The organism is Roseomonas sp. TAS13, assembly GCF_001950415.1.
GTDB lineage: Bacteria > Pseudomonadota > Alphaproteobacteria > Acetobacterales > Acetobacteraceae > Roseomonas > Roseomonas mucosa.
In genome coordinates this window covers 1-3,689 of record NZ_BDLP01000401.1, presented here as the reverse complement: position 1 = coordinate 3,689, position 3,689 = coordinate 1, and the positions used below count along the sequence as shown (strand labels likewise).

At 73.5% G+C, this 3,689-nt stretch carries 4 protein-coding genes; 3 read left to right on the top strand and 1 reads right to left on the bottom strand.

Annotated features, from left to right (window positions below):
* The 3 genes from ROTAS13_RS20960 to ROTAS13_RS20950 all read left to right on the top strand — a co-directional run.
* Positions 1-981 (top strand): heparinase II/III family protein (locus ROTAS13_RS20960; protein WP_171979185.1); only part of this gene is annotated, 981 nt, incomplete at its 5' end.
* A 60-nt stretch (positions 982-1,041) separates the two neighbouring features.
* Positions 1,042-2,151, top strand: coding sequence for a glycosyltransferase family 4 protein (locus tag ROTAS13_RS20955; RefSeq protein ID WP_019461999.1), 1,110 nt, complete (start codon positions 1,042-1,044; stop codon positions 2,149-2,151).
* 147 nt (positions 2,152-2,298) lie between these two features.
* Positions 2,299-3,228, top strand: coding sequence for a glyoxylate/hydroxypyruvate reductase A (locus ROTAS13_RS20950; RefSeq protein ID WP_058390078.1), 930 nt, complete (start codon positions 2,299-2,301; stop codon positions 3,226-3,228).
* A gap of 121 nt (positions 3,229-3,349) precedes the next feature.
* On the opposite strand, the gene ROTAS13_RS27420 is transcribed toward ROTAS13_RS20950, so the two are convergent.
* Positions 3,350-3,689, bottom strand: a 340-nt coding sequence (locus tag ROTAS13_RS27420) for a hypothetical protein (protein WP_171979184.1), incomplete at its 5' end; no start/stop codon positions are given.

Genomic DNA, 3,689 nt, shown 5'->3' with positions numbered 1-3,689 from the left:
GGGCTGGCCTGCTTCAACGGCACGCGGGGGGAGGCGGCGCCGCTGCTGGACCTCGTCCTCACCCAGGCCCAGGCGCGTGGCCGGGCACCGCTGATCCTGCCCGACAGCGGCTTCCAGCGCCTGCTCGCCGGGCGGACGCTGGTGATCGTGGATTGCGGCCCGCCGCCGCCGCATGAATCCGGCCCCGGACCGCTGCCGCGCGGCGCCGACCGCTGGCATCATGCGGGCACGCTCAGCTTCGAGATGTCGGTCGGGCGGGACCGGTTGATCGTGAACTGCGGCGCCTCCCCCCTGGCCGAGCCCGAATGGCGCGACGCGCTGCGTTCCACCGCGGCGCATTCCACCCTGGTCCTGGCCGATACCAACAGCGCCGAGCTGCGCGAGGACGGGCTGGGCCGCCGGCCGGAGGTGGTGGAGGCCGAGCGGCAGGAGGCCGAGGGCGCGCAATGGCTGGATGCGACGCATGACGGCTGGAAGAAGATCCTCGGCGCCGTCCATCGCCGCCGCCTCTGGCTCTCCGAATCCGGCGACGACCTGCGCGGCGAGGATGCGGTGGAGGCCGAGAGCCCGGCCGGCGGCTTCGCGGTGCGCTTCCACCTCCATCCCACGGTGAAGGCCTCCGTGCTGGAGGATGGGCGCGGCGTGCTGCTCCGCCTGCCCTCGGGCACGAGCTGGCGGATGCGCGGCGAGGGTGCCGCCCTGGCGCTGGAGGAAAGCCTCTATGCCGCCGGCGAGCCGCAGCCGACCCGCCAGGTGGTGCTGCAGGCGGAACCGGGGACCCAGAGCGTGCAATGGGCGATCCGCCGCGTGCCGCCCGGCGAATTGCGGGGCGACACGCCCGGCCGGGCCGAAGGGACCGCGCCGGGGGCGCAGAAGGGCATTCCGGGCACGCCGTCGCGGCCGGTCCAGGAGGCGCCCCACAAGGGAGCGGCGCCGGAACCGGCCCCGGGCCCTGCGGCGAGCGGCCCGCGAGAGGACTGACAGGACCGCCATGCACCATCCGTCCGGTCCGGCCGGTGGCCACGCAGGGGGCTGCCGGGCGTGAAGGTCCTGTTCGTCGCCAACGTGGATTTCGCCCTGCGGCACTTCGTGCTGCCGCTGATGCGCGCGGCGCGGGAGCGCGGGCACGAGGTCGTGGGCGCCTGCGCCGAGGGGCCGCTGCTCGACGCGCCTCGGGCCGAGGGGTTCCGCATCGTCGGCCTGCCCATGGCCCGGTCCCTGTCGCCGCGCGCCAACTGGCGGGCGTTGCGGGCGCTGCGGGCGCTGATCCGGGCGGAGAAGCCCGATCTGGTGCATGGGCATTTCCCGATCAGCGGGCTGCTGGCGCGGCTGGCGGCGAAGCTCGAAGGCGTGCCGCGCATCGCCTATACAGGGCATGGCTTCCTGTTCAACCAGCCCGGCCGACCCTGGCGCCGGGGGCTGTCGCTGGGCATGGAATGGCTCGGCGGCCGCGTGACCGACGTCTTCATGACGGTCAGCACCGAGGAAGCGGGCGATGCCCGCCGCCTGGGGATCTCCCGCCACGCCGTGGCCTGCGGCAATGGGCGCGACCCGGCGCTGTTCCACCCCGATGCCGCCACCCGTGCCGAGGTCCGGGCCGAGCTGGGCGCCGCGCCGGAGGACTGCGTGGTGGCGGTGGTCTCCCGCCTCGTGCGGCACAAGGGCCATCCGGAACTGCTGGAAGCCATGGAGTCCGTGCCCGGCGCCACGCTCTGGGTGGTGGGGGAGCGCCTGGCCTCCGACCATGGCGAGGACCTCGAACCGGCCTTCGCCCGGGCGGAGCGGGAGCTGGGCCCCCGGCTGAAGCGCCTCGGCTACCGGCACGACGTGGCGCGGCTGCTGCGGGGGGCGGATGTCTTCTGCCTGCCCAGCCATTTCGAGGGCCTGCCGATGTCGGTGATCGAGGCCATGCTCACCGGCCTGCCGGTGGTGGCGACCGATATCAGCGGCCCGCGCGAGATGGTGCTGGAAGGCGAGACCGGCTTCCTCGTCCCGCCCATGCAGGCGGCACCCCTGGCCGGGGCGCTGCGCCGGCTGGCCGGGGACCCCGCCCTGCGTCGGCGCATGGGCGAGGCGGGGCGGGCGCGGGCACTGGACCTCTATGCCGAGGACAAGGTCGTGGCGCGGACCCTGGACCTGCTGGGCCTCTGAGCTCCGCCCGTCGCGGGGGGAGCCTCGCGCGAGGCGCCGGACGCGCGTCTGCCATGCGCGATGGGCGCGACGGCTGGCACGGCTTTCGCGAGGGAAGCTTCGTGAAACGCCCCTCACCGCGGGTGGGAGATCCGGAGGCCTGATGCGATGGCGATCCTTTGCAGGTTGCACGATGCCTATGGCGACCGTCTGATCGAGGGGCTGCGCGCCGCCCTGCCGGGCGAGGATCTGCGCCTCTGGCCCGAGATCGGCGACCCGGCCGAGATCGATATCTGCCTCGTCTTCCGGATGCCGCCGGGCTTCCTGGCGCAGTTTCCCAACCTGAAGCTGGTGTCCTCCACCGGGGCCGGGATCGACCATTTCATGCTCGATCCGGACCTGCCGCGCCACATCCCCTTCGTGCGGGTGGTGGACGAGGATTTCGCTTCCCGCATGGCGGACTATGTCTGCTGCTGGACCCTGTTCCACCATCGCGAGGTGGCGCATTTCCTGGCGGCGCAGCAGCGCCACGAATGGTCCTACCGCACCATGCGGGCAGCGCGCGAGGTGGTGGTCGGCGTGATGGGGCTGGGACAGATGGGCGGGCTCGCGGCGCGGCGGCTGGCCGGGCTCGGCTATACGGTGCGCGGCTGGTCGCGCACGCCCCGGGCGATCGAGGGCGTGCAGGGCTTCGCCGGCCCGGAGGAATTCGGCGACTTCCTGTCGGGCACGGAGATCCTGGTGAACCTTCTCGCCCTGACCGGGGAAACACGCGGCATCCTCTGCCGCGACACCTTCGCGCGCATGCCGCGGGGCGGGGTGGTGATCAGCGCCGGGCGCGGCGGCCATCTGGTGGAGCAGGACCTGATCGACGCCCTGGCCGGCGGCCAGCTCCGCGCCGCCACGATCGACGCCTTCTCGCAGGAGCCGCTGCCGCCGGAACATCCTTTCTGGACGACACCGGGCCTCTTCGTGACGCCGCATGCCTCCTCCACTGCTTCGTTGGAAAGCACTGTGAACACGCTGGCCGGGAATGTGCTGCGCTTCCGGCGTGGCGAGCCGCTGCTCAACCGCGTGGACCTGTCGCGGGGCTACTGAGCCCCCGCCGGGCCTGTTCGCCGATGCTGACCAACGCGCCGCTGGCCCGGGCGCGGCGGAACGGGTCGAGGAAGACCCAGCCCGTTCCATGCTCCTGGATATGCGCCTTCCGCCGCCGCCGTCAGCCCCGCCGGTGCTGGATGGCGCGGCCCTGGAAGAGCCGGATGCCCATCTTCCAGCCCCAGGCGATGGCGGCGGCGCCGTCGCAGCCCGCCAGGACCAGCTCCGTCCGCCGGTCCTCCAGTACTGTCCGCAGCATCCCGGGGGCGGCGGGCAGGTCTGGCGAAAAGGGGATTCGCAAGGTGGCGATGCCGAGTCGCGCCGGACGGAAGGCGGCCAGCAGGCCGGGCTCCGGCACCTCCAGCGCCAGGCGGTAGCCGCGGGCCAGCAGGAAGCGGCGCAGCAGCGGCACCTCGCCCGGGGCCGCGAGCACCTCCAGCGCCGGAAGGCCGAGGGTCAGC

Coding starts and splice junctions, on each gene's coding strand:
- ROTAS13_RS20950 (WP_058390078.1), top strand. CDS start 2,299: ATGGCGATCCTTTGCAGGTTGCACGATGCCTATGGCGACCGTCTGATC.